This window comes from Oceanobacillus jeddahensis (assembly GCF_000750635.1).
Lineage (GTDB): Bacteria > Bacillota > Bacilli > Bacillales > Amphibacillaceae > Oceanobacillus > Oceanobacillus jeddahense.
Genome location: NZ_CCDM010000005.1, coordinates 124,672 through 150,200, shown reverse-complemented (window position 1 = coordinate 150,200; position 25,529 = coordinate 124,672). Strand labels below are relative to the sequence as shown.

Annotated in this window: 31 protein-coding genes, 2 pseudogenes and 1 other annotated feature; of the genes and pseudogenes, 8 read left to right on the top strand and 25 right to left on the bottom strand. The window is 36.7% G+C overall.

From position 1 onward, the window contains the following. From BN986_RS19380 to BN986_RS19370, 3 genes are all read left to right on the top strand, one after another. Positions 1-216: a hypothetical protein gene (locus BN986_RS19380; RefSeq protein ID WP_040983238.1), complete on the top strand. Its 216-nt coding sequence runs from the start codon at positions 1-3 to the stop codon at positions 214-216. Between the two features lie 244 nt (positions 217-460). Continuing rightward, the gene (locus BN986_RS19375; RefSeq protein ID WP_040983236.1) at positions 461-1,717 is read left to right on the top strand and encodes a phthiocerol/phthiodiolone dimycocerosyl transferase family protein; all 1,257 of its coding nucleotides are present in this window, start codon (positions 461-463) and stop codon (positions 1,715-1,717) included. Between the two features lie 5 nt (positions 1,718-1,722). Next, positions 1,723-2,382, top strand: a complete 660-nt coding sequence (locus BN986_RS19370) for a DUF6320 domain-containing protein (RefSeq protein ID WP_040983234.1) — start codon at positions 1,723-1,725, stop codon at positions 2,380-2,382. A 68-nt stretch (positions 2,383-2,450) separates the two neighbouring features. Here BN986_RS19370 and BN986_RS19365 read toward each other — a convergent pair whose 3' ends face one another. Together BN986_RS19365 and BN986_RS19360 are read right to left on the bottom strand one after the other, a co-directional pair. Next, positions 2,451-2,957, bottom strand: a complete 507-nt coding sequence (locus BN986_RS19365) for a hypothetical protein (RefSeq protein ID WP_040983232.1) — start codon at positions 2,955-2,957, stop codon at positions 2,451-2,453. Between the two features lie 40 nt (positions 2,958-2,997). Next, entirely contained in the window at positions 2,998-3,657 is a 660-nt protein-coding gene (locus BN986_RS19360; protein WP_052400953.1) for an Rpn family recombination-promoting nuclease/putative transposase, read from the bottom strand. Between the two features lie 340 nt (positions 3,658-3,997). Here BN986_RS19360 and BN986_RS19355 point away from each other — a divergent pair, with 340 nt between their 5' ends. Then, positions 3,998-4,363 carry a YugN family protein gene (locus BN986_RS19355; protein WP_040983230.1) on the top strand — a complete coding sequence of 122 codons (366 nt, stop codon included), beginning with the start codon at positions 3,998-4,000 and terminating at the stop codon, positions 4,361-4,363. Between the two features lie 58 nt (positions 4,364-4,421). Further along, positions 4,422-4,778, top strand: coding sequence for a DnaJ family domain-containing protein (locus BN986_RS19350; RefSeq protein WP_040983228.1), 357 nt, complete (start codon positions 4,422-4,424; stop codon positions 4,776-4,778). An 87-nt stretch (positions 4,779-4,865) separates the two neighbouring features. Here the strand turns inward: BN986_RS19350 and BN986_RS19345 are convergent, their stop codons facing one another. The 5 genes from BN986_RS19345 to BN986_RS19325 all read right to left on the bottom strand — a co-directional run bounded on the left by BN986_RS19345 (position 4,866) and on the right by BN986_RS19325 (position 9,067). Next, positions 4,866-5,888 (bottom strand): serine hydrolase domain-containing protein, encoded by a 1,023-nt coding sequence (locus BN986_RS19345; protein ID WP_040983226.1) that lies wholly within the window; start codon positions 5,886-5,888, stop codon positions 4,866-4,868. A gap of 198 nt (positions 5,889-6,086) precedes the next feature. Then, complete coding sequence (locus tag BN986_RS19340) at positions 6,087-6,749, bottom strand: DUF3169 family protein (protein WP_040983224.1); 663 nt, start codon at positions 6,747-6,749, stop codon at positions 6,087-6,089. Further along, the gene (locus BN986_RS19335; protein WP_316244936.1) at positions 6,746-6,961 is read right to left on the bottom strand and encodes a helix-turn-helix transcriptional regulator; all 216 of its coding nucleotides are present in this window, start codon (positions 6,959-6,961) and stop codon (positions 6,746-6,748) included. Before BN986_RS19335 ends, BN986_RS19340 begins: the two co-directional genes overlap by 4 nt. Before the next feature lie 205 nt (positions 6,962-7,166). Next, a complete protein-coding gene (locus tag BN986_RS19330; RefSeq protein ID WP_040983219.1) occupies positions 7,167-8,018 on the bottom strand; it encodes a DUF72 domain-containing protein in 852 nt (283 codons plus the stop codon). Between the two features lie 14 nt (positions 8,019-8,032). Next, a complete protein-coding gene (locus BN986_RS19325; protein ID WP_052400951.1) occupies positions 8,033-9,067 on the bottom strand; it encodes an AbrB family transcriptional regulator in 1,035 nt (344 codons plus the stop codon). Positions 9,068-9,314: 247 nt separating this feature from the next. Between BN986_RS19325 and BN986_RS19320 the strand changes: the two genes are divergently transcribed. The 3 genes from BN986_RS19320 (at position 9,315) to BN986_RS19310 (ending at position 11,557) form a co-directional block, all read left to right on the top strand. Further along, complete coding sequence (locus tag BN986_RS19320) at positions 9,315-9,659, top strand: PadR family transcriptional regulator (RefSeq protein WP_379556156.1); 345 nt, start codon at positions 9,315-9,317, stop codon at positions 9,657-9,659. 1 nt (position 9,660) lies between these two features. After that, entirely contained in the window at positions 9,661-10,557 is an 897-nt protein-coding gene (locus BN986_RS19315) for a permease prefix domain 1-containing protein (protein WP_244445052.1), read from the top strand. A gap of 337 nt (positions 10,558-10,894) precedes the next feature. Continuing rightward, positions 10,895-11,557, top strand: a complete 663-nt coding sequence (locus BN986_RS19310; protein WP_040983213.1) for a PepSY domain-containing protein — start codon at positions 10,895-10,897, stop codon at positions 11,555-11,557. 30 nt (positions 11,558-11,587) lie between these two features. On the opposite strand, the gene BN986_RS19305 is transcribed toward BN986_RS19310, so the two are convergent. From BN986_RS19305 to BN986_RS19220, 18 genes and pseudogenes are all read right to left on the bottom strand, one after another. Further along, a complete protein-coding gene (locus tag BN986_RS19305) occupies positions 11,588-11,932 on the bottom strand; it encodes a GPP34 family phosphoprotein (RefSeq protein WP_040983211.1) in 345 nt (114 codons plus the stop codon). Positions 11,933-11,969: 37 nt separating this feature from the next. Beyond that, on the bottom strand, positions 11,970-12,581 hold the full coding sequence (locus BN986_RS19300) for an ABC-2 transporter permease (RefSeq protein ID WP_040983209.1): 612 nt from the start codon (positions 12,579-12,581) through the stop codon (positions 11,970-11,972). 45 nt (positions 12,582-12,626) lie between these two features. After that, positions 12,627-13,238: an ABC-2 transporter permease gene (locus tag BN986_RS19295; protein WP_040983206.1), complete on the bottom strand. Its 612-nt coding sequence runs from the start codon at positions 13,236-13,238 to the stop codon at positions 12,627-12,629. After that, positions 13,231-14,100, bottom strand: coding sequence for an ABC transporter ATP-binding protein (locus BN986_RS19290; RefSeq protein ID WP_040983204.1), 870 nt, complete (start codon positions 14,098-14,100; stop codon positions 13,231-13,233). Before BN986_RS19290 ends, BN986_RS19295 begins: the two co-directional genes overlap by 8 nt. 82 nt (positions 14,101-14,182) lie before the next feature. Then, on the bottom strand, positions 14,183-14,476 hold the full coding sequence (locus BN986_RS19285) for a YfzA family protein (RefSeq protein WP_040983202.1): 294 nt from the start codon (positions 14,474-14,476) through the stop codon (positions 14,183-14,185). Between the two features lie 194 nt (positions 14,477-14,670). Further along, on the bottom strand, positions 14,671-15,273 hold the full coding sequence (locus tag BN986_RS19280) for an ABC-2 transporter permease (RefSeq protein WP_040983200.1): 603 nt from the start codon (positions 15,271-15,273) through the stop codon (positions 14,671-14,673). Continuing rightward, positions 15,266-16,135, bottom strand: a complete 870-nt coding sequence (locus BN986_RS19275; protein ID WP_040983198.1) for an ABC transporter ATP-binding protein — start codon at positions 16,133-16,135, stop codon at positions 15,266-15,268. Before BN986_RS19275 ends, BN986_RS19280 begins: the two co-directional genes overlap by 8 nt. Before the next feature lie 5 nt (positions 16,136-16,140). Then, positions 16,141-16,512: a GntR family transcriptional regulator gene (locus BN986_RS19270; protein ID WP_040983196.1), complete on the bottom strand. Its 372-nt coding sequence runs from the start codon at positions 16,510-16,512 to the stop codon at positions 16,141-16,143. Between the two features lie 353 nt (positions 16,513-16,865). After that, on the bottom strand, positions 16,866-17,120 hold the full coding sequence (locus BN986_RS19265) for a YfzA family protein (RefSeq protein WP_040983194.1): 255 nt from the start codon (positions 17,118-17,120) through the stop codon (positions 16,866-16,868). 51 nt (positions 17,121-17,171) lie between these two features. Continuing rightward, positions 17,172-17,468, bottom strand: a complete 297-nt coding sequence (locus BN986_RS28125) for a YfzA family protein (RefSeq protein ID WP_040983192.1) — start codon at positions 17,466-17,468, stop codon at positions 17,172-17,174. Positions 17,469-17,784: 316 nt separating this feature from the next. Then, positions 17,785-18,060, bottom strand: a complete 276-nt coding sequence (locus tag BN986_RS19255) for a YfzA family protein (RefSeq protein WP_040983190.1) — start codon at positions 18,058-18,060, stop codon at positions 17,785-17,787. A 35-nt stretch (positions 18,061-18,095) separates the two neighbouring features. Further along, the gene (locus tag BN986_RS19250) at positions 18,096-18,755 is read right to left on the bottom strand and encodes an ABC-2 transporter permease (RefSeq protein WP_040983188.1); all 660 of its coding nucleotides are present in this window, start codon (positions 18,753-18,755) and stop codon (positions 18,096-18,098) included. Next, positions 18,752-19,609: an ABC transporter ATP-binding protein gene (locus BN986_RS19245; RefSeq protein ID WP_040983186.1), complete on the bottom strand. Its 858-nt coding sequence runs from the start codon at positions 19,607-19,609 to the stop codon at positions 18,752-18,754. The genes BN986_RS19250 and BN986_RS19245 overlap by 4 nt, the downstream gene beginning before the upstream one ends. 149 nt (positions 19,610-19,758) lie before the next feature. Further along, positions 19,759-20,049: pseudogene (locus tag BN986_RS19240) on the bottom strand (methionine--tRNA ligase); the annotation flags it as partial. Between the two features lie 101 nt (positions 20,050-20,150). Further along, a complete protein-coding gene (gene tnpB, locus BN986_RS19235; protein ID WP_040983182.1) occupies positions 20,151-21,323 on the bottom strand; it encodes an IS200/IS605 family element RNA-guided endonuclease TnpB in 1,173 nt (390 codons plus the stop codon). Between the two features lie 156 nt (positions 21,324-21,479). Then, a pseudogene (locus BN986_RS19230) lies at positions 21,480-22,409 on the bottom strand (methionine--tRNA ligase); the annotation flags it as partial. A 110-nt stretch (positions 22,410-22,519) separates the two neighbouring features. Next, positions 22,520-22,792, bottom strand: a binding site (T-box leader). Positions 22,793-22,909: 117 nt separating this feature from the next. Further along, positions 22,910-24,412 (bottom strand): glycerol kinase GlpK, encoded by a 1,503-nt coding sequence (gene glpK, locus BN986_RS19225; RefSeq protein ID WP_040983180.1) that lies wholly within the window; start codon positions 24,410-24,412, stop codon positions 22,910-22,912. Positions 24,413-24,513: 101 nt separating this feature from the next. Then, complete coding sequence (locus BN986_RS19220; RefSeq protein WP_040983178.1) at positions 24,514-25,323, bottom strand: MIP/aquaporin family protein; 810 nt, start codon at positions 25,321-25,323, stop codon at positions 24,514-24,516. Between the last annotated feature and the right edge of the window lie 206 nt (positions 25,324-25,529).

Below are 25,529 nucleotides of genomic sequence, written 5' to 3'. Positions count from 1 at the left end.
ATGAGCAGAAAAGAGAGTATAATAATAAGTATCTTATTTATTATTTCAATTATTTTAGTGACTTTTTTCTTAAATACTGCTACCCTGATTATTTCATTAGTTATTATTGTTGGGACAGCCATATACGATAGTTACAAAAAGTCGACACTTGGCAGAATTCTTTTCTATATTATCGTGTTTGCAGCCTTTTCTGTTTATATTATTTTCTTTATTTAGGTAAGGAGTATGATCATGTATTACATGGTCGTTACTCCTTTTCTTTTTTATCTCCTAACCATCACAACAGAATTAAACAGACCTTTCTATTTTAAAATATATACCTATTTTCAAAATTGATATTTTTCATAGTATAATTAAAGAACATCATCTGTTAAAGTAAAAAATAAAGCTTATAAAAGAATCTCGTTTTACTCACATTAACCATATACGAGCAAAAATATGTGCAAGAGGTGTTCGAAAGATGAATGAATGGTACAAACTTGATAATGCCGGGAAAATGTTTCACGCTGTATCTGAACAGACAAATTCTTCCGTCTTTCGGATGGCTGCAGTTATGAAGGAAACTGTACAGCCCGATAAGCTCCAGCTTGCACTGGACGATGTAATCAAACGGTTACCAATGTTTGCAGTGAAGCTGAATAAGGGCGTATTCTGGGATTTCCTTGTAGAAAATAATGAAAAGCTTTTTGTACAATACGAAAATCAATATCCGTGCGCACCCATTGATCCTATCGAAACGAATGGATTCTTAATGCGTGTGACGTATTATAAAAAAAGGATTGCGGTAGAATTTTTTCATTCTGTAACGGATGGTACAGGCGCTTTGGAGTTTATTAAAGCACTTATTTATCATTACCTTGTTTACTTGGGGAAAGATGTAAATTACGAAAGTCCACTCATTAATATTCATGATGAACCCAGCTATTATGAAAGAGATGATAGTTATCAAAACTATGTCACAGATGAAAAACCGGAAAAATATAAAGAAGCTTCTTCCTACCAAATTCGCGGCGGTGCAATTGATCAGACCGTTGTCGTCCATGGAAAGATGAGTGCTGAGAAGGTACACCAGCTTGCTAAAGCACATGGAACAACCATAACTGCTTTTATTTCAGCACTTCTTATTGCAGCTATATATAAAGAAAGGTTAAAATTTCGAGCTTATCAGGAAGAAATAAAAATTGCTATCCCTGTTAATTTACGAAACCTTTTTCCTTCCAATACACTCCGTAATTTTTTTGGTGTGGTTAATATTGGTATGGCGGTAACGGAGAAAACAACTTTAGAAGAAATTATCTCAGAAATATCGAAGCAATTACGGGAAAAAGTACGGAAAGAAAGTTTACAGCAAAGCATTAATGATCGGGTCAAATGGCAGACAAGACTGACAGCAAGATTCATCCCGCTTCCGCTAAAATACCGTGCGATCCGTTATGGATATAGAAGCTTTAGTGAACGTACTAAAACAATGACGATGACAAATGTAGGCAAGGTACAAATTCCTGAATCTATGCAAGCACATATATCACATATGGAACTCATTTTATATCCAACCAAGAAAAGTCCAATAAATGGGGCGATGATTGCAGTTGGTGATGAGCTGGTAATTACATTCTCCAGAATGATTAAAGAAGCGGATATTATCCGTACTTTTTTCAGAGAGCTTTCAAAGAAATATAATTTGGAGATAGAAGTATATTCCAATGACAGCAGGTGAAAACAATGCAACATTATTGCAGTAATTGCAATACCTATACAAAACAGCAATATTGTCCTTTATGTAAGCAAAAGCTTTCTAAGAAAACTGGAGACAATGAATATTATCCTATTTATGAAACCAGGGTCAAAAGACGTCGCTTTGCACAGCGTCTTGTCTTATTTATTGCCATCTTCACTGTCAGTACCAGTTTATTAATTAATTTACTGACTAATCCGGAAGAATTATGGTTTTTATATGTGTTAAGCCCTGTACTATACAGTTTATTAACCATAAACCATACCATTCTTTCCAGAGCACACATCGGCTCAAAGGTGGTACTTCAAGTTATTGCACTTTCAGTTATGCTGTTTATTTTAGATGCAGCATCCGGAAGTTCTAAATGGTCCATTCACTATGTTATTCCGTTTCTTGTCACACTGGCAACGCTGCTTGTAACGATTATTGTATTGCGGAAACCTATGAAGTGGCGTGAATACATCGGTTATATGACTACAATGGTTATTCTCGGATTCCTTCCTGTTATTCTATTCTTAAGTTCGTGGTCCACTGTATTATGGCCAAGTGCTGCAACTGCTTTATACGCTCTGCTGACACTAATTGGTATGGTATTATTTTCGGAAAAAACAATGAAAAATGAGATTGTGCGGCGATTTCATTTTTAGCATAAAGGCACATGCTGTCTCTTCATTATCAGCATGTGCCTTCTTGTTTTATACTAGTACGTTATAATCTATTTATTCTTATTTCCCAATTCCTGCTGAATAACCTCAAATTGCTGTAGAGTTAAACCCGTCACCTGTAAAATAGCCGTTTGGCTTATCCCCTGCTCTAACATTTTGAGTGCCGTTTGTTTTGTGGATTCCTTTAGCGCGGACTCAGCTTCAAGCTTTTTGCGTTCTGCTTCTTCTTTCTCCATTTTCATTTCTTCTCTCTGTTTTTCAACCTCTTCTTTCTCTATTTTCATTTCTTCTTTCTGCTCTTTCACTTCTTCCATTTCCTGTTCCAACAACTCTCTGTCCCGCTTTTTGGATTGCTCATCTAAAATTTGCTTCAAACGGATTTCATATTCCCGGCGTTCTTCTTCTGTACGGCTTAAATCTTCCCAGACCCGCATCGCAACATTTAACGTTTTATCCACCAGCGCAATCTCCTCCAGTTCTTGATAGATGTCTTCATATAAAGTGAAACTTTGTTCAGTAGGGTTCTTTACGCCCTGCTGAACAATTAGTTGAACCAATCGGGCCGTTACTGGCTGTTAGATCTCCCATTTAGAATTTTCATGACTTCTTTATTCTTAATGTGGGAGTCTTACAAAAGCCCTTCGATGGGGCGAGTAATCGCAGTCCCAGCCAGTTACACTGCGAGAAATGATTTCTTTGTCTATCGACCGTTCCTAACAGCAGCAGCCAGCGCGTTAAGACGTCTTCCCATGGATCCAGCTGATTATTCTTCCAGGCAGTAATCAGTTTAGGAATTTCCACAAAATGAAATTCAATCATATCGGTTAATGGATATTTCTGCTTTATCTCATGCAGGTGAAAAATATTATGAAAGGCGTCCGTTTCATCCAGCAGGTTAAAATGCATGATATTAATACTAATGACGGGGTACAATTCTTTATAGCTCTGCTCTTTTTTCAGCTGTTCTGAAAAAAGTCTCGACCAATAATACAGGGATCTTTTTATCATATTATACTCATTATTGATTTGAATTTCTATGTTGACCCATTCTTTATTCTCCGTCCTGATTAAGAGATCTAATCTGGATTTTTTGTCCTCTTCATATTCGCCGCCGATTTCGATATTTTGAAAGTAAAGCTGCTGAATCGGACTTCTTCCAGATTTGGCTAAAATGGCATTGAGAAAAACGACGGTGATATCCTTATTCTTTTCGTTTCCAAATAGTTGTTTAAATGCATAGTCCACTTTTAAATCCATTAATTGCACATCAGGGATACGATGCAGCGCCTTCTTGGTACGTTCTTTTCTTCTTTGATATTTGTTGTATGACTTGGATTCTTCTTATACATGCAAAGTGGTTATTTCGGATGAGGAGTATACTTTTCGAAGACATATTTGGGGCATAAAAACACATCCTTTTATAATAATAAGGTGAGTTTCTAAGATGACTCTCTAAACCTAGTATACCGAACAAATATTCTCTAATCAAGTCATTATTTATTTAATTTCCACAGATGGAATGATCTCTTATTAACGTATGTTTCGCTTTACCAAAGGCAAAACTAGTCATAACAAAATGGAAAAGGAGAAACTAAAAATGATAGCATTACATACTAATTTGTCGGGTAAGCAAGGGGTTTTCCTAAAATTAAAGCTGCATTTAAAAGAGCTTGGGTTTACGATAGTAGAAAATAGTAACTACCACGGATATTTTAATGGGCTACTTTCCAGTCAGGAAGAGAGAAAACTATATTTGTATCTTCCCTACCAAGTGCTGCAAGAAGAACATAACCAGCCATCTGTTCAAATTGAATTTGGAAATCCTCAAATTATCCATCACGCTGACAACCGGCATTTCTATTCATTTCAAGCCTATCTTCATAAACCAGATTTTTATGATTGGAAACTTAAGGGAGAACAAGCTGTGCAGCAGATTATTAATCATATCGATAACAATCTTTAGTTGAACTTTCCCCTTTCATCCCGCATACTTAAAGATAGAATGCATAAGGAGGTACGCTATGTATCACTTTGTAGAAGAGCAAATTAAAAAAGCTGTGGATGATGGAGATTTTGATGATTTGCCAGGCAAAGGAGAGCAGTTGGATCTGCGGGATGAATTTGCAGGATTACCTGAAGAAGTGAAGCAATCTTTCCGTATTTTAAAACGGGCAGGCTATCTTTCTGATGAACAGGAAAATCAAAAACAGTATATTTCCTATCGTGATTTAATGCACATTGCCACAGATGGAAAAAAGCAAGCGGATCAATCTGAAAAACAAGAAGCTTTTCGTACATTAACTAAAGAACGGAAACTTGATAAAAGCAATATTTTTCATAAATACGCGAAAAAGATTCGACATAAGTTGTTTCAATAAAAAAGGGACTAACGCCTTCTGGTTAATCCCTTTTTCTTTTTATCACGGAGAAGCGGCCGTAAAACTCCCACTAAGTGAAGTTTCGTTTTACAGGATACGCTCTATCACTCTTAACAGCTCATAAGCACCCTCTGATTCATTCGAACAAACAATGATCGTCCTTTCACTGGACGGATAATGAACTGTCCGGAAATTAACCCCCGGGTCATAGCCCATCTGAATATATTTTATGATATCTTTATTGTCATCTAATTCCATATAACCTGAATATCCGTAGTAGATATTTTCCTCTGCATCTACACACTCGCGCGATTTCAATACTTCTTTTGTCATTTCCTCTGACAGCAGTTGATAGCTCATCAAAGCCTTCCAAAACTTAGCCATGTCTGCAACAGTAACGTATGCGCCTCCATCTGGTCCGCCTTTAGCGGGAAGAGAATAAATATTTGTTTTCCATTTATCACCTGGCTCTTCTATATAACCAATTGCGGTCCGTTCAGGTAAATCATCCATTTCAAAATATCCCGAGCCGCTCATCCCAGCTGAGTCGAAAATATGTTTTTCCACAAATGACGTGAAACTGCATTTTGCAACCTGTTCTACAATCAATCCCAGTAAAATATAACCTGAATTATTATATTGAAAAGTATTGCCTGGGCGTTCTTCCATTTTCCTATGCTGAAAAAGCGGCAAAAAATCTTTTGGCGTCCTGACACTATACATCGGAAAAGACTCCCACAACTGTTCATAATCATCCATTTCTTCCTCATCAAAATAATCAGGCACACCAGAAGTATGCGTTAATAGATGATGAATAGTGATATTCTTATCAAAGTGAGGGAATTCCTCTGTCACACAATCCTTTAATTTTGTATCAAAAGCAATTTTCCCCATTTCTACAAGCTTAGCAACGGCAATTGCGGTAAACAACTTACATCCTGAAGCAATACCAAATCGTGTATCTACTTGATTTCTGAGTTTTTCAGCACGATTTCGGAATCCATTGCTTCCCGTTATAACTTCATCCTGCTTTACTGCATAGAAAGCTCCTGAAAAAGATAGTTCCTTTTGTACTTCCATCAGTTTGTTCCGTTTGTTTTCTGTATTCATTTTGTCCCCTCCTGAAATCCTTTTGTATTTTTCGTTATGGTTTAAAAAAAGGAAATCAGTTAAGAGGTTCATACCATATAACGAATCATATGTTTTTCCTCCATTCTAATTGCCGTTAATGGTATTATATAATTATTTTCTGAAAATTTAAAGATATAGTTAATTATCGATAACGAGCTATAAAAATTTTTTTGTTAATCAATTACTGCTTAATGTAAACATATAACTATAAACGAAGGTAATAACTACAAGTAATAAACCGATTAAAATCATACTGATAATTTGATAATTAGCGGTAATCACTGAATAGAACATAAGGGTGAACTCAATCAAAACAAGACCGAATGCCAAACCATGAATTGCTTTATACATTCTTTTTACTAAAATTGATTTTTCTGTTCCATCCAATTGTTCGACAATTTCATTATTATAAGATGTTTTTGTAACATTCAATACTTCTTTTTCAGGAAAAGCAGTCTTGAACAATCTTTGATATGTATTCAAACCATATGCCCCCGCTAAAAGCATCAATAGGAAAGAACTGAGAATGATCATGGGATACGCTTCACGATAAAGGACAAAACCAATTGGAATAACAACAAAAACCATCACAGCAGCAACATTTTGTAATAAAACAATAGAAGAATACGTCTTCTCTAATTTTTTCTGTTTAGAATCACTTTCTTCTTTATTTTCCGTAACCGACCAAGATTTAATTAATGAGATGACCAACATTGCCAAACCAATGATATTGATGGCTAAAATCGTTCGGATACCAGCATTATATTCATTTGTGAAAAAAGCATAAATAGAATAGATAAGCACTCCTATGAGAGCGTAATGAAAAAATGTTTTCTTCATATTAAATCTTCCTCCTCTAAAATGAAAATATCGTCAATAGGCTCTTCAAAATATAAAGATAATTTTTTAGCTGTCTTTAAAGAAGGTATATACTCTCCTTTTTCTAATAAGCTGATGGTTTGCCGTGAAATATTTGTAGCTTTCGACAAAGTTGTTTGACTTATATTCATTTTTGCCCTTAAGATTCTTAAATTTGATTTCAAAACAATCACCTCTAAGAAATTGTAAATCAAACATGACATTTTGACAACCATGGTTTACATTTCATTTTAAATTATACCATTTTTACGTAGTGTAAGTTAACATTGTTTTGAGGAGCATGGTTGAATTTTAAAACAGAACTTTATGCTTAAAAAATAACCAAAACGCTGACAGCATTACTACTCACCAAACGTTTTGGTTATTTTTTTCTTACTATTAAAACAATCCCAACTGCTGTGAAGCCAGTCCATCAAATTCAATTCCTAACATCTTCTGAAATTGTTTAGCATTACCAGCCGCATGTCTTCCAGAGTTATTGTTAAATAGAACAATAACTTCTTTACACTGCTTTTCTAATCTTTTTACTTCTTCCGCTAAAGTAGTTAATTCTTTTTCATTATATTCATATAAATAACGGACTTTTCGCCAATTTGCATTCCCCGAGTAATTCCAGCCATGAACATTTCGACCATGTAGTCGGATAATCACCTTATCCTTTGTAGTGACAACAGGTACAAACGGAACCGATTTTTCACCAGCCTGCGGTTCATCCGCAATCGCATGAATCCAGCCCTCCTGCTTCATAAAATCCAGGGTTTGCTGCTGAAATCTTTCCTCATACCAGGACTGCTGCCTAAACTCCAGGGCAACAGGGATATCGTTCATTTGCTGTTTACAATAACGGATGTATTTTACATTCTCTTTCCTGCAATCAAACCACGGCGGAAATTGGAACAGTACAGATCCCAGCTTTTCTGCTCTCTGAAGCGGTTCAATGGACTCCCGGAACGCTTGAAACATTTCTGCTTTCTTTTCAAAAGGGTTTTCCTTCCCTTCCCGATCGTGCCCTGTCATACCTTGATAAGCTTTCACGATAAATTGAAAATTCGCCGGTGTCTCCCTCGCCCATTTTTCCATATTATGAATAGGCTGTACCGCGTAGAAGGAAGCGTCTAATTCTACAACTGGAAAATGACTGCTGTATTCCTGTAATTTTTCATGCGCTTTTGTATCATCTGCATAAATAGAATCGTGGTCTCCCCATCCTGTCAAACCAATTTGAATCACTTTTTACACCTCTCTTATCCTCTTACTTTTCTTTGATCCCTTCGAACCATATATTTTACAAATGGAATAATAATAATGGATAAAAATAAAATCCGAAACAGCTGGAATGAGGTTACCACCGTTACTTCTGCCTGTATCGAAGCTGCAATAATTCCCATTTGATCCACACCGCCTGGAACAACGCTTAAAAAGCTGGTCGCAAAATCCATAAAATAATGTGCCATCCATTCACTGATAAAAAAAGCTACGCTGATTAATATGACACACGAACCGACAGCATACACAATATGTGATTTCATTTTCTTCAGCTTATCCCGTTCCAATAATAAGCCTACATAAATCCCAATAAAAAGTTGAGCAATATGCAGTAAATTTTCTGGCATCACAGGGACCTGAATCGATAATAGATTACACACCATGATGAAGAAAACAGGGCCTAATAAATAGGCAGTAGGGACTTTAATTAACTTGCAGGCCATTCCAACTATGTAGCATACAATCAATAAACAGAATAAGACCAGTGAATAGCTTTCTGCTATATTACCGGAAGACGTACTGCCATTATTGCCGGAAACAATAAACGGAACCAATGTAATAATCGCCAGCAGCCGCATGACCTGGTAAAAAGTCACCACGGTTATGTTCAAGGTTTTTTGTTCTTCTGCAAAGACGATGACCTGCTGTAATCCACCCGGGGCACAACAAGCCATTGCTGTTCCGATATCCAGCCGTGCCCACTTCGAAACCGCAAAGCTGACACCGATAAATAAAATTAAGAAAATAATGTTAATGATAATCATCATCGGAAAATAGTTTATCATTTCCTGCAGCGCTTCTAATGTAAAAGCATAACCAATCGTATATCCGGCAATGACCAGCCCAATATTTCGAAAGGTTGGATCCCATACAATTTTCCAAGATGATTTTAATTGGAACAATAATGTCACTAGCATGGATCCAAGCAGCCAGGGCAGCGGCAAACCGATAACTGAAAAGATAATAGCTCCTAAGAGACCAATTGCTATCGTTCTCAGGAATAAAAATATCATACAATTCCCTTCCTTCTTTTCCTATTATAACGTTTCCACACAAATAGGAAAATCTATTATTTCGAATTAAGCAGTAAAAAATTGGTATATGCGTGCATTACATATTCATTATGTTTAAAATATTTCCGTTGACATACTATGTCTGTCATAGTAATATACTTATATAAACAAATACTATGTCTGTCATAGTATTATAATTAATATGTATTAAGATTGAGGATAATTCGTTGTAAGGTAAGGAGGGATTTTGTTGGAAGGAAGAATTTCAGCAGATTTATTACGCGGCCATACAGACACAATTGTATTGGGTATTTTAATGGAAAACGATGCCTATGGATATCAAATTTATAAAACCATCATGGATCGAACAGATGGGTTGTATCAATTAAAAGAAGCCACCCTGTATTCCAGCTATAAACGATTGGAAAAAGAAGCATGTATCGTTGCCTATTGGGGAGACGAAAGTCAAGGAGGCCGAAGAAAGTATTACCGGATTACCGATAAAGGACGTGCACAATACAAACAGAATATTGCCGATTGGGCATTTACCCAGCGTATCTTAAACCGGTTATTGAAAAAGGAGGATAATTAATATGATGATAAAAAAATATGTTGATGATTTATTTCAAGGTTATGAACCCACACCAGAGCTTGAAGATTTTAAAGAAGAAATTGTAATAAATTTAAAAGACCGCGTACAGGATTTAGAAAAGGAAGGAAAATCATCTGACGAGGCATTTGCAGAAGCTGTCGCAGAATTAGGTGACATTACAGCGATCGCTGATGGCTTGAGCAGAGAAAAACGAAAAGAGATTATTGGCAAAATGTACATTGATACGAAACCAAAGCTGTCTGCAGGCTACGCGATTGGATATACACTTTCTGTCGGAGTGCTATTGTTTGGCATCATTACAGCCATGATTACTTATTTTTCAACAGAAAATCATTTATTCATTGCTATTTCTTCCTTCTTGCCATTTGTTGTACCTGCAGGAGCTGCCTTAACCTATTTAGGATTAACAACAGAAACAGCCGCGAAATATCCGATGAATTGGAAACGGGCACTGGCTTACGCTCTAGCTGTTGGTGTCATCTTATTTGGAATCTCCATCTCCAGTTCACAATACTTTATGGAAAACAGCGATCCTGCAGCTATCCTTGGTATATTAATTCCTTTTGTATTACCCGGCGTATTGATTATCGCCTTTTTAATCCTTACTGAGAAAAAGCGATTCAAGCCATGGTTATTGCAAGAGCATCAACAATATCACGAAGCTTACGCTGGCTATTATAAGGATACAGATGAAATCACAAAACGCGGAATGCTGTCAGGAGCTTTATGGCTTGGAACGATAGGAATCTTTCTTATTATCTGGATATTGACGAATATCCTTTACGCTCTTCCTGTTTTCTTATTTGCAATTGTTGGAGAGCTCTTAATTGAGTACCGTATGATATCAAAGCATAAACGCAATTCATCAGCAAAATAATATTTATGCTTCCATCTACTCTCGCACCCATCTCTTTTAAAAGAAATGGGTGTTTTTTTATGCATAAAACATTTGTCTTCATACAAATTAATGTATAAATATATTTAATGAAAACTTGGCATTCTCCAAGCCTTTCGCGAATGTCTTAGTTGGGACTGGGACCGCGATTACTCGTCCCATCAAAACCGTTGCTCTTATACTTTATTCCTTGAATTCTTTCTTAAAATGCAAGAAAATAGTAATACCTATTTTTTTATTTTTGGTTTGGTTCTTTTTTAAATGGTTATTATGAGTTTAAATAACTCTCTCAAAGAGAGCTTGGAAAGGATGAACAACCATGAAAAAAATATTACTTCTATGCCTGACACTGCTTCTTTCCATTACTTTAGCAGCTTGTGGGACAAGTGATGACAGCAGCACAGAAAATAATGCAACAAATGATCCAAACACAAGTGAGAATGCAGATGATAATAATGAGGATACAAATACAGAAGGAGATAACGAAAACACAGATACGAGCGACAACAATGACACAATGGAGAATAATGATGATTTAGATTTAACAAATGTGTCCTTAAGCGCGGAAGATGCCATGGACGCCTTCCTTGAACATTTCCCTGGTTCAAGTCTTTCTTCTATTCAGTTGGATGAAGAAAATGGAGAGCTTGTCTATGATATAGATGGTTATGATGACACGATGGAATACTCTGCTGAAATCGATCAAAGTGGTGATGTTATCTCAGAAGAAAGGGAACAAATAGAATCGGATGAACAATATAATGAATTAGTACTAGGCGACTATATCACTGCTGAAGAAGCACTATCTACAGCATCGGAAGCTTCCGAAACTGAGGGCATTACTGCAAGAGGCTGGTCCTTAGAATTTGAAAACGGCAGCCCTGTATATGAAATTAATTTTGAAGATATGGAGTCTCAAGAAGTAGATGTTTATATTGATGCGGAGTCTGGAGAACAGCTGCATGTGGAAGTGGACGATTAAATATTAATGAAAGCAGGCTAAGCCAGGAGCTTAAGCCTGTTTTTTATCATGGAGAATCCCCCGTAAAACTGCTGCCTCCAAATAAATAAGGAGAATATTTTTATGTGAACGTTTCAATGCAGAAATCCAATATTTTGGTGTTTTCTTCTTTTTTAACTGCATAATCTCCAGTGTTTCTTTCAAAAGTAGATCTTCCACTTCTGAATGAACAACCACTAGTTTGGAACAGTGCAACTCTACCTGCCCTTCCATCATAAGTTCAGCAACTAAAGCACCGCTTAAACTATAGGGTAATGCAGTGGATGCATGTCCATAAGCTTTGTTGGTTTTAGGACTAATGGATATTAAAAAAAGCTGTTCTACTAATAGAAGCATTTCTCTCCTGTCTCCTTCTCCATTTTTAAACGTAACCTTAAAATACTTTTCGCTGGTAAACAAAGTGGCTGACTGACCAGGATAGGAGATACATCCCAATAGCAATAACTGCACCGCTAAGATAAAGTGTTAATGTCGAGAAGCCTGCAAGAAAATGAATGATTGCTGTGAAATTTTCGGTCACAAAGGGTACGATAAAAGATAAGGCAAATGAAAATACGAGAAATCCAATCATAATTGCTATTCCTATATAACCAGGCTTTAGTATATAGAATAATGGAAAAGTAAAAGCAGCAAAAATCAAGAACATTCCCGCAGCAATCGCTATATCCCTCAATGTATAGTGATAGTTAAAAATATACAGAATTGCCCCGGCTGCCCCCATTGATAAAATCATAAACAGCACTGCTCCAACATATTTCGCAGCTACAATCTCTTTTCTTGTGTATGGAAGCGAGTTCCATAATATATTTATCTTTGTCTTTTCTTCATTTATATAAGCGTTGAGCGGCAAAAATATACTCGCCACCAAAAATATAAAAAATGGACTGAGCTGCCTGGCAAAAATGGCATAGAAAACAATGATCGCAACAGATACAAGCAGATCCCATTTCTGTATAATTAAATCCTTTTTTATCAAGTTAAACATATTCATGACTCCATTCTTTCAAGTTTATTGCTAATGTACAAGGTATCAAAATACTTTTCGCTGGTAAATAAATTGACTGACTACCCAGGATAGGAGATATAAACCAATCGCTATAGCTGCGCCGCTAAGATAAAGTGCTGACGTTGATAAGCTTGTAATAAAATCAGTAATGGTTGTAAGATGTTCTGCTAAAAATCGAAAAACTGGCGGCAAAATAATGGTTGATGCAATAAATCCGATAAAAGCCGCTATAAAAATATACTCCGCTTTTAAGAAATAAAATAATGGAAAAGCAAAGGAAGCAATGAGACAAAATAAACCAGCTGCAATTGCCATATCCCTTATCATATAATCAAATTGAAATATATACAAAATCCCCCCTGCCAGTGCAATCGATAGAATCATATATACAATTGCTCCAATATATCTTGCATTAACAATTTCTTTTCTTGTGTATGGCAAAGAATTTAGAAGAATATTTGATTTAGATTGCTGATCAAAGATATATGCGTTAAGCGGGATAAAGACACTAGCCATCAGAAAAATAAATGCAGGATGTATATCCTTGATGAAAATAGCAAAAATCATAATAAGGGGAACAAGAAAGCCTATTTGTGTTTTCTGTATAAAAAAATCTTTTTTTATCAGATTAAACATTTTGCTTCTCAGCTCCTTTTGCATAAAACATAATATCTTCTAAAGTAGCTTCTTCCATAATAACCCGATCCCCCAATAATGCTTTTACTCCTGCTGCATCATTTGTTAACGCTTGAAAACCATAAGAGGAACGGTCTATCTTGATAAACATTTTTTCTACATCACGATTGATTACATCCATACTTCCTTTAACTAAGGCATAACGATCCTGTACATCTTCTATTGAATCATTAAAAAGAATTTCCCCTTTTTGAATAAATGTAATATAATCAGCGATCCGCTCTAAATCACTGGTAATATGCGTAGAAAAGAATAATGTTCTATTGCCATCCTCCATGATTTCCTGCAAAATATCCAGCAGTTCCCTCCGAAAAACAGGATCTAATCCTGCTGTCGGCTCATCCATCATTATAAACTCTGCATCATGCGATAGAGCTATTGCCAGAGAAGCTTTCATCTGCATCCCCTTGGAAAAGGTTTTTATCCCTTTATTTAAAGGCAGCTCAAACTTCTTGATATAATCGTAAAATTGCTTGTCATCCCAATTTTTATAAGCTGGTGCAACGATCCGCCGGATATCTTTTAAATTTAAACTTTCATAAAATACATTGCTGTCATAGACAAAACCCATCCGCTCCTTGATTTCTTTTTCGTTACTGGCATAATTCAGACCAAATACATTGATGTCTCCTGCATCTGCCTTTAACAAATTCATCATCAGCTTCATGGTTGTTGACTTTCCAGCTCCATTCGCCCCGATAAATCCGGTTACATATCCCTGTTTAATTTGTAAATGAATATCCTCTATTGAAAAATCTTTAAAGTGCTTCGTTACTCCTTTAAATTCTACTATATTTTCCATATTTTTCACTCCCTAATTTAAAATTCATTCATTTCCTTCGTTTCGTTCCTGTTCATGAAATTCCGCTTTCAAGGTCATTTCTTTACTTCTTTTTCTTAAAAATAAAGCTCAGGATCTCTGCTAATACACATATTATTACTGCAACTAATTGTAAAAACGTAACAAAATTAAAAAATGGATAACTATAAAAATGGAAGTACTCTGTAAACAACTTTGCGTTTAAAATGTTATTAATAAAATCTGTATCACGAACATTAGGTTCCCAGCCAGTTCCATCCAAAAGTATAAAAATAATTTGAACTAAGATAAGAATGCCTACAGTTACTACTGTTTCTTTTAGTTTCTTATTACTTAAAAAGCCTGTTTTCTCCGTCATCCGAATTCTCCTTTATATAACGCTTATACCATTAATCTAATATTGTATATATACTATATTAACACTATATACACAATTAAACCATTATTTTATTATCTTTTCAACGGTTAAAATAATTTTTCCATAAAAAAAAGAGACCTCAGCTTGATGCTTAAGATCCCTAATCCCTATCTATTCAAAATTCACTATATTTTTTAAAAAGCTTTCCGCTGATAAATTATTTGGCTAATCAGCCAGGAAACTGCATATAACACGATAATGATACCCGCAATACTTATATAAAGTGCAGGAGTGGACACGCTGGAAAGAAATTGAACAATCGAAGTCAGATGAAATGTCATTGTCACCTGGCTTAAAACAAACACCAAAACAAATCCTATCACGATTGCCGTTCCAATATGTCCCGGCTTCAATAAATAGAACAGCGGAAAAGCAATTGCAAACAGAGTAAGTGTAATCCCTGCTCCAATTCCAATATCTGTCCATGTAAATGTACGATTAAACATAGAGAGAAGAACAATTGCTATACCGATGGATACTGCCATATAAAAAATTGCACCAATATACCGGGACGCAATAATTTGCGTACGCGTATAAGGCAGTGAATTCAGTAAGATATTTGTTTCTGCCTTTTCATCATACGAATAAGCATTTATTGGAATGAAGAATCCCGCAAATACGAAAATGAAAAAAGCAGGTAAATGGGAGCCTGCAAAAATTATAAAAAGAATACATGGAATAAATAAGTACAGCTGAAACTTCTGTATAATCAAATCTCTCCTGATTAAATTAGTCATATGGATGATCCGCTCCTTTCATATAAAACATGATTTCCTCTAAGGATGCTTCTTCAATGACAACATGCTCGCCGAACACTTCTTTTACTTTTGCAGCATCCTTGGTCAACGCTTGAAATCCGTTTGGCAAACGTTCTATTTTTATAAAAAATGCTTCCGTATCTGCATCAAGCAATTCCATGCTCCCCTTCACTACCGCATACTGCTCCTGCAGCTCATAGACTGGTTTATCAAAAAGAATTTCCCCTTCATCAATCAGAACAATATAATCGGCAATCCGGTCGAGATCGCTTGTGATATGTGTCGAGAAGAGAATTGTTCTTTTTCCGTCTATCATTACTTCTTGAAAAATATCTAAAAGTTCCCTGCGAGATGTCGGATCAAGCCCTGCTGTCGGCTCGTCCATCACAATTAATTCCGCATCATGTGAGAGCGCCATCGCAATCGAAGCTTTCATTTGCATTCCTTTCGAGAGTTTCTTCATTGGCTTATTTAAAGGCAGTTCAAACTGGTCTACATATGCTTTAAATTGCTTCTGATCCCAGTGCTTATATGCCGGTGCCACAATTCTGCTAATATCCTTCAGATTCAAGGATTCATAAAAGATATTGCTGTCGTAAACAAAGCCGATACGATCTTTTATTTCTTTTTCATGACTGGCGTAATCCAGTCCAAATATACTTACTTCTCCATTATCCGGCTGCAGCAGATTCATTATGAGCTTCATTGTCGTGGATTTTCCGGCACCATTTACTCCAATAAAACCTGTTACATAGCCTTGCTTTATTTCTAAATCCATATCATTTATCGTAAATGCTTTCAACGCTTTAGACACACCACGGAGCTCTATCACATTTTCCATTCCCATCACTCCTCGTACAACAACTTTAATAATTCCTGCAGTTCTTCATAAGGCAGTCCGATTTCCTTACTATTTGAAATAACTGCACTCAGCTGTTCTTCAATCACTCTTAATTTCTTCTCCCGGATTACATCTAAGTTTTGCTCCGCTACAAATGAGCCCTTCCCAACAATGGAATAGATAAACCCTGATTTCTCTAATTCCTCATAGGCCCGCTTTGTTGTGATAACACTTATTTTCAGGTCCTTTGCCAGCTGCCTGATGGAAGGTAATGCATATCCTTCCGCCAGCTCACCTGAAAGAATCGCTGTTTGAATTTGTTTTAAAATCTGTTCATAGATCGGTTCTTTCGAGCTGTTTGATATGATTATTTGCATGTCCATACCTCATTTTTCTGATTGTATATCTACATTATACACAGTATAAAAAGGATTTGATAATTTCGTCAAGCTAAAATAAAAATATCGGATCGAGTTGAGAAGGAAAAAAGGAATTATCGTCTGCATACTATAATTAGAATTATTAAAGTTATAAAGAGGAAATAAAACAGAATGAAAGCGATGAAAAATCTTCCAAATTTTATATTTGATATTCTTTTCATTATTTTAGACATTCATCATTCATTTACCATCTGGTTTTAACCATTCTTAATGATTGGTTTGAATAAAATTCATATACATCTTATGCACCTTACCAGCAAATTTCCTTATAAAAAAGCCCAAACAGATACTTATTTATCCTTTCGAACTTTAAAGATAACTTGGTAAAAAGGAAATAATATTATATGAATGGTTGCAAACAGTAAAACTACATTAAAAAATGATGTTTCGTAAAAATTAAACCATTTCGTAAAAATCTCTTTCCGTAGCATTTCATTTCCAAATTTACCGAGTTCAAATTCTGTAACAACAGGTGTAGCATCAATAATTATCAATATTAAATTGAGAATTATAAAAAATCCAATCTGAATTAACCACGCTTTCATCCGCTTCCTCCTCCATTTTGGTAGATAGTCAGGTTTAGAATAACTGATGGATCAGTCTCTTTTGAAAACATTTGAAAATAGCAAAAAAATCGTTTGCAACACAATGATAACCACGCTAAGAAGAGTAATAAAATTAAAAATATCAGATGTGTGAAAGTGGAAAAAGTCATTGAACCATGTTGACTCCATGACACTATCCCTGATTCGCATCAACAGGGAATTATCATCACGCAGATTCGGACTCCAGCCTATCCTGTCAAAAATAACAAGCAGGACTTGCACTACTATTAACACGCATGCAGTGCTCAGCCAAGCTTTCCATGCGCGATACTTTGAAGCATACCTCATAACAAACCTCCCAATAGTGTATATATACTATATAAACAATATATACATATTAAACCATCTTTTTATATTTTTTTCAACCAAAAAAAAGACCTTGAACGATTTTCAAGATCTTTTAATAACAGTTAAGTCATTTCATCGAAAGCAGATTGCTCTACCAGCTTCCAATCGAGGCTGAGATAGAAGTATTATAAATCAGTAAAATTCGAACATAAATAGTGTATATCTCAACTTCAAAAATTCACTCACTTAAAGAGGATGTTCAAAAAGACCAGGATATTAACCCAGCCTTCAATTTTATATTTCATACCTTTATGCTCTAAATGTTCCTCCGAATCGCTCGATAAATAATTGCTATTACGTAGACCACAATCATAGACACCAATACAAAATTAAATACCCAGATATCGTAAGGCGCAAAAACATTTGTAAAGAAATCCTGAAGAGGAATTCCAAACAGTTCATAGTTCTCTCCACCTCTTATATTCCAATCCCATCCAGAGAAGTCAATGATTATAAATACAATATTCACCGCCCCTATTAGCAAAATATCTGTTATAACATCTTTTATTATAGAACCTTGTTTTCTACTCATTTGATTTACTTCCTTTCTTTGTTCTAAGTGTGATTTTAAAATTCTTTACGACTATAAATAGCAACAGAGAAGAAAAAGGATAAGATAAATAGAATTATCCCGATAAACAACGCACCTGAAATGAATAGAACATTCGTGTCTATATATTCAAAATTCACTATCGTTGTTTGTTTAGAAATAAGACTTACTAATAATTTTTCTATACCAAAACTTGAAACAAGTGCTATTCCTGCTGCTATAATTAATATACCGTCTGACTTTTCAGGTCCTAAAAGATAAAGTAATGGGTAAACAAAGGAACCCATCACAAAAATGAGACAAACAGCTAGTCCAATTTGTACCCCTGTTTCTCCAAAGCTTGCTTCAGTCAACAGGCTATACCCAGTAAAAATCCCGGTAATTAATAAAGCTCCCAATAAAATAACGAGGAAATAAAATAGATAGTGACTTCGTACAACTTGACTGCGTCTGATTGGAAAGGTAATCACAAATTTATCATACCCTGATTTCCCCTCCTGTTTGATTACCTCCAATGCCGGCATAGCAATAAGGAGCATAGTCAGCAAAGGAATAAATTGATGCATGGCATCTCCGCCGAATCCTAAAATAATACCTGCAGCCCCTAAAGCTATCAAAATATACATCCATAGACTTTTATAAACTAAGTAATAGTTTGTCAGCAGTAATGCGCTCATTCTTTATCACTCCTTGTAAGTAAAACGCTTATTTCTTCAAATGAAAATTCCCTTTCTTTTATACCGTACGGAAGTTTATCTTTATTAGAAATAAGTACATTGATAAACTCCCCCATTATTCTTTTAGCGACAATCATATCTGATTCCAGAGAAGCCAGCTGCTCCTTATCCACCTCGACGACACCATATTCCCTCAGCATCGTTTCTTTCTCAACATTTAATATAATTTCTCCATCTTTGATAAAAACAAGCTGGTCTGCTATTTTCTCTACATCACTCGTAATATGCGACGATAATAAAATTCCCCCTTTATTTTGATCAACAAATCCCTTCAACTCATCAAGAAGCGCTTCCCGGGATGATGGATCAAGCCCTCCAGTAGCTTCATCCAGCAATAATAATAATGCATTGTGAGATAAAGCTACTGCCACCGATAATTTCATTGACATTCCACGAGAAAACTCCTCAACTTTTTTATTTAAGGGCAGATTAAATGATTGTAATAATCGTTCAAAACTTTCCTGATTCCAATTATCAAACATATTTATAAATACTTTATTTAATTGTTTAATAGTGAGGTTAGCCGGTAAATTCATTGCATCAAACACGACTCCTATTTGTTCTTTCAGTTCAACATGTTTTTTTAAACTCTCTTTTCCCAAAATTCGGACTTGGCCACTATCCTTTCTAATCAGCTCAAGAATAGACTTAAATGTAGTTGATTTCCCAGAACCATTATCACCAATAAATCCTACAATTGATCCCTCAGGTACATCCAAACTGATATTATTCAAAACAAATTCTTCTTTTCCAAAGGATTTACTGACATTTCTTACTTCCAATAAATTAGACATTATTACACTCCTTTTTGACCAATATAAAATATTGTATATACACTATATTCACGATATACACAACATTAAAACATTATTTTTATACTTTTTATTTCTTCAAAAAAAGACCTTGAATAATTTTCAAGATCTTTTAACAATGGATGATTCATTTAATTCAAACCAGATTGTCGTACCAGCTTCTGCTCCTCCTCTTCAATCCTCCCTTTATCAATTCTTTCAAATAGCGGAGAAACTTTCTCAACCTGTTCAGGAAGTTCAATGATTTCTTCCCATTTCAATTCCTTAATCCTCAGCATCTCCTGAACCCGCTTCGTAGAATAAGGCAAAAATGGATGAAGCAGCTGCGCAGTATTTACAATTATATATACACAGGTTGCTAATGTCTTGTCAGCTTCTGCCGGATTTTCTTTCACCTGCTTCCAAAGCGCCTGAAAGTCAAAATATTTATTGGCTTCCCGTTTGAACTACCCCCACTTATCAACCTTCAAGGTGCTTGAAGTGGGAGATTCCTATGAACACCAACCTACCGGTCAGTTATGGATTAGGCTATCCCCGCAGTTCCTGCGGTTAATCGCAATGCTTCCTTACGAAGATTGATACTTGCGTTCCTATCTCTTTGGTGATGGCATTGACAGATATCACATGTCCATGCACGCAAAGCAAGATTTTTAACGTCTTGGTTTTGGTGTCCACAATTGGAACACAGCTGACTGGATGGATAATTTTTAGCGACCGTAACAACCTGCTTTCCATACCAGGCCGCTTTATATTCCAGCATTGTTCGGAACGTTGACCAAGATACATCGTTAATTGATTTTGCAAGATTTCGATTTTTTAACATGTTTTTTACAGACAAATCTTCTATTCCGATGATATCGTGGTTTTTGATTATCTCGGTGGAGATTTTATCCAACATGTCTTTTCTTTTATTAGCAATTTTTTCGTGAAGCCGGGCTACTTTTCGTTTTTGTTTCTGCCAATTTGCTGAGCCTGCCTGTCTTCTGGACAGAATCACTTGCGCTTTTGCTAATTTTTCTTCTAATTTCCGGAAAAATCTTGGATTTTCATACACCGTTCCATCAGAAAGGGTTGCAAAATCGGTTAACCCGACATCGATGCCTACAAAGGAACCTGTCTTTTCATCGTATTCAACTTCCGTTTCCGCTACAATCGAAACAAAGTACTTGCCTGAAGGATTGCGCCGGATTGTTGCATTGATAATACGTCCTTCCACTTCCCGACTTTTGGCAAAACGAACCAATCCGAGCTTAGGCAGTTTGATATGTTGATCCAATACAGCAATATTTCCATTGACATGTTTCGTGGTATACAATTGAACAGGATTCTTTTTTGATTTAAAACGAGGTGCCTTATTCTGCTTCTTATAATAGCGCGTATAGGAATCATTCAAATTTTCCACCGCTTTTTGAAGGGCAATACTATCGACTTCTTTTAGGAAAGGATAGGTCTTCTTTAATTCCCGAACTGCTTTGATTGCCTTATTTTTATTGAAAAATTCGCCCTTCCAATTATGTTGAAGGAGCTGTCCGTTTTGTACCATTTCATTCACCGTATGCCAATAGTGGTCTTTTTCTTTTTGTTTTCCTGTAAAATAGTTGTAGACAAAGCGGGCACAGCCCATTGTCTTATGGATGAAGGTGATTTGTTTTTTGTTCGGATAGATACGAAAACGAAAGGCTTTTTTTACTTTCATGGCTTCTTACCTCCTTCTGTCTATTATATCAGAAGAAGGATGATTTTGGAACATTTGTTCGGTTTAATATTGGACAATCGAAACACCCAAAAGCAATCTTTTATGCATAGGAGATTCATCTCCCCCTTACCTCTTCGCGCTTGAAGAGGAAGTTGTCTCTCCTTTTTTTGATAAAAGCGCCGGCCAAATTATGCTATGGAAAGGAATATTATCTTTCCCATGTACATAATACGCTTTGGTGAAAGAGTCTTGTTTCCACCATGCATCAATGCTTTGCTGATGCTTCTCTCCCCATGCCTGACTCGCAGTTAAATATCCCGCTACAGCTTCCAGCCAGACATAGACTTTCTTTCCTTCAAATCCTTCCACAGGGACATCAATTCCATTAAGAAGGTCTCTCGTAATCGCTCTTTCCCGTAATCCTTCCCGAAGATATCGTTTAGAAAACTGAATGGCATTATCACGCCAGCGTTTATCATCCGCAGCATCATCTACATAAGCTTCTAATTCTTTTGAAAAGGTATCAAAAGCAAAATAATAATGTGTTATCTCCCGGATTGCCGGCTTCTCTCCACAAAGATTACATTTTTTGCCCTTCAGCTCAAGCGGATCAAGAACCGCCGAACAGTGGTCACACTGGTCCCCTCTTGCATTTGCTCCACAGGCTGGACATCGTCCTTCGACAAAACGATCCGGCAAAAAACGCTTATCTCTTTCACAATATGTCTGCTCTGTTGATTTTTCTTCTAAAAAACCTTTTTCAAGTAAATCTAAAAAGATCTGCTGTACTGCCTGATGATGGAAAGTGCTGTCCGTTCTTGTGTAATAATCATAGGAGAACCCCAGCTTTTTGAAGATCTCTACAAATTCCTGTTGATATTTTTCCGCAATTACTTCGGTGGTTGTTCCTTCCTGGGCTGCGCGTATGGAAATAGGTGTGCCATTACAATCACTTCCCGAAACATATAAAACCTCTTCTCCCTTCAACCGGTAATACCTTGCTAAAATATCTCCCGGCAATAAGCTTGCAATATGACCTAAATGCAAGGAACCATTTGCATACGGCCATCGGCCATGCTCCTCCAATAAATACAGCCATTATCCGACACTCCTTCTAAATGATTTAATAGATACAGTTATGAAATAGGAATTTCAGGCAATAAAAAAAACGCCCTAAGCTTTCTATACTAAAGAAAGCCTAGGACGAGTATTCCCGTGTTACCACCTAATGTTCACATACTGCTCACACAGTCTGCCTCCGTCTGTACGTCTGGCAGCCTTTACTTTAAACTGGCAGATTATACAGTTGCAGTTGTAACGAGTGCCTCTCGTCGCAGCCTACTATCCACGCAGGAGTTCAGTGCGCAGCTCAAAGGTCATTGTTCAATTGGGTTGTGCTGCCTCATTTCCACCAGCAGAAGCTCTCTTTTAACGTTTCCCAATCTACTTTTCCTTCTCATTGCCTGTTTAACTATTGGTTTTCAGTCTACTCTTTTTGAAATGACTTTTCAACTGTTTATTTGTATTTGATCATCTTTTTCACATATGGGTGCTGGATAGAGAAAAAGCAATGTACACTTAGCATCCTATTCTTCCAGCTTAAACACACGTGTTGCCTCGACAGCTTTTTGCCATCCTTTATATAATTTTTCACTTTCTTCATTATCCATTTTATCCTGGAATGTTTTCTCGATTTTCCATTGCTTTGCGATTTCCTCCTGACTTTCCCAGAAGCCGACAGCTAATCCAGCCAGGTAAGCAGATCCAAGTGCTGTTGTCTCCTGAATCACAGGGCGTTCCACGGTTACATCCATAATATCGCTTTGGAACTGCATTAAGAAATCATTTTTCACCGCTCCACCATCTACACGAAGTGTTTTTAATTCCATATCGGAGTCTGTTGCCATCGACTCTATGACATCTCTGGTCTGATAAGCTAATGACTCTAATGTCGCACGGATAAAGTGCTCTTTTTTAGTTCCTCTTGTTAATCCAAATACAGATCCGCGTGCTTCACTATCCCAATACGGCGTACCCAGCCCAACAAAAGCCGGTACAACGTACACGCCATCCGTTGATTCTACACGTGTTGCAAAATCTTCACTTTCTGGACTGGATTCAATCATTCTTAAACCGTCCCGCAGCCATTGAATTGCAGAACCGGCTACAAAAATACTTCCTTCGAGGGCATAGGTTACTTTTCCATCAACGCCCCAGGCGATCGTAGTCAATAAACCATTTTTTGATTCAACAGGCTTCTCTCCAGTATTCATTAATAGGAAACCGCCTGTTCCATATGTGTTTTTCGCCATTCCTTGTTCAAAACAAGCCTGTCCAAATAGAGCGGCCTGCTGGTCCCCTGCAATACCTGCAATTGGAACTTCTTCGCCAAAGAAATGATAAGATACCGTTTTTGTATATTCTTCAGAAGACGGACGGACCTCTGGAAGCATTGACTTCGGCACATCCAGAATGTCTAACAGCTCTTCGTCCCATTCTAAATCGTAAATATTAAACATTAATGTTCTCGCAGCATTGGAATAATCAGTAACATGGGTTTGCCCGCCTGAAAACTTATATATAAGCCATGAGTCCACCGTACCGAATAATAGGTCACCAGCTTCTGCTTTTTCTCTGGCTCCTTCTACATTATCCAGTATCCATTTTACTTTCGTTCCTGAGAAATACGGATCAATTAAGAGACCTGTCTTACTGCGGAATGTATCCTCGTATCCTTGTTCTCTTAACTCCTTACAAATAGGCTCTGTCTGGCGGGACTGCCACACAATAGCTTTATAAATGGGTCTGCCAGTATTCTTGTCCCATACAATTGCTGTTTCGCGCTGGTTGGTAATGCCAATCCCTTCTATTTGACTCGCTTCAATACCTGTTTTATTTAATACTTCTGCAATACAACCAAGTACTGATGTCCAAATTTCATTAGCATCATGCTCTACCCAGCCTGGCTTCTCAAAATACTGCTCAAATTCTTTTTGTGCTGTGTCGATAATTTCCCCTTTATTATCAAATAAAATTGCACGTGAACTGGTTGTTCCCTGATCAATTGATAGAATATATTTCTCTGCCATCCCTGTTTCCTCCATTTATTCATTTAAATTCACCCGTTCCAAAAGTTCAGGTGTTTTATTCCATTTATTGCATACCCTAAAATCCTGTATTCTATTCTTGTTTATGAGATAGCATGCTTATCTCGATGTTGCTCATTGATGAATGCTGCTGCCAGTATGATTAGTACTACAGCAGATACAATCCAAAATCCTGCGCCCATACTGCCATCAAAAAAAGCATGGTAGAAAATAGCACCATATACCCCACCAATAATTGGACCGGCAATCGGAATCAGTGCATAGCGCCAATCCGAATCACCTTTGCCGATAATCGGTAAAATAGCATGCGCAATTCTTGGGCCCAAGTCTCTCGCCGGGTTAATCGCATAGCCAGTCGGTCCTCCCAAGGACATGCCGATAGCAACGATCAATAAACCAACAATAGCTGGATTTAATCCTTCCGTGAATTCGTTTGCACCGATAAATAACAAGCCCATAACCAGTACGAACGTTCCGATTATCTCACTCACTAAATTAGCTGGATAGCTCCTTACAGCTGGACCTGTCGCAAATACCCCGAGCTTTGCTGCTTTATCCTTGGTTTCTCGCCAATGTGGGAGATATTGAAAGAAAACAATAACGGCCCCAATGACTGCCCCGATTAATTGACCGGATATATATGCCGGAACCTTAGCCCATGGAAATTCACCGATGGAAGCAAATCCTAATGTGACTGCTGGATTTAAGTGAGCATCTGATACATTTCCTGAGGCGTAAACTCCCATCGTCACAGCCAAACCCCAGGCTAAAGATACCAGCACCCATCCAGCGCCCTCTGCTTTAGACTTTTTCAATTCTACTCCGGCTACAACGCCGACACCCAGGATCACAAGAATCATTGTGCCAATTAGCTCAGCTAAAAATTCAGACATGTTCTATCTCCCCCTTCTATATAGAATTTTCTTTTGATTTTCAACAAGCATGAAGAAGTTTTCAGTTTATGTTCAAAAAGCTGCTGTCTAGAAACAATTTTCTAAAGCCTCCAGCATCTTGTAACTACTGCGTTTACCTGCAAAAATAAAACCTTGTACTGCGTTTTTATCTCCACCGAGAACATTAGCAACCTTATGAACATCCT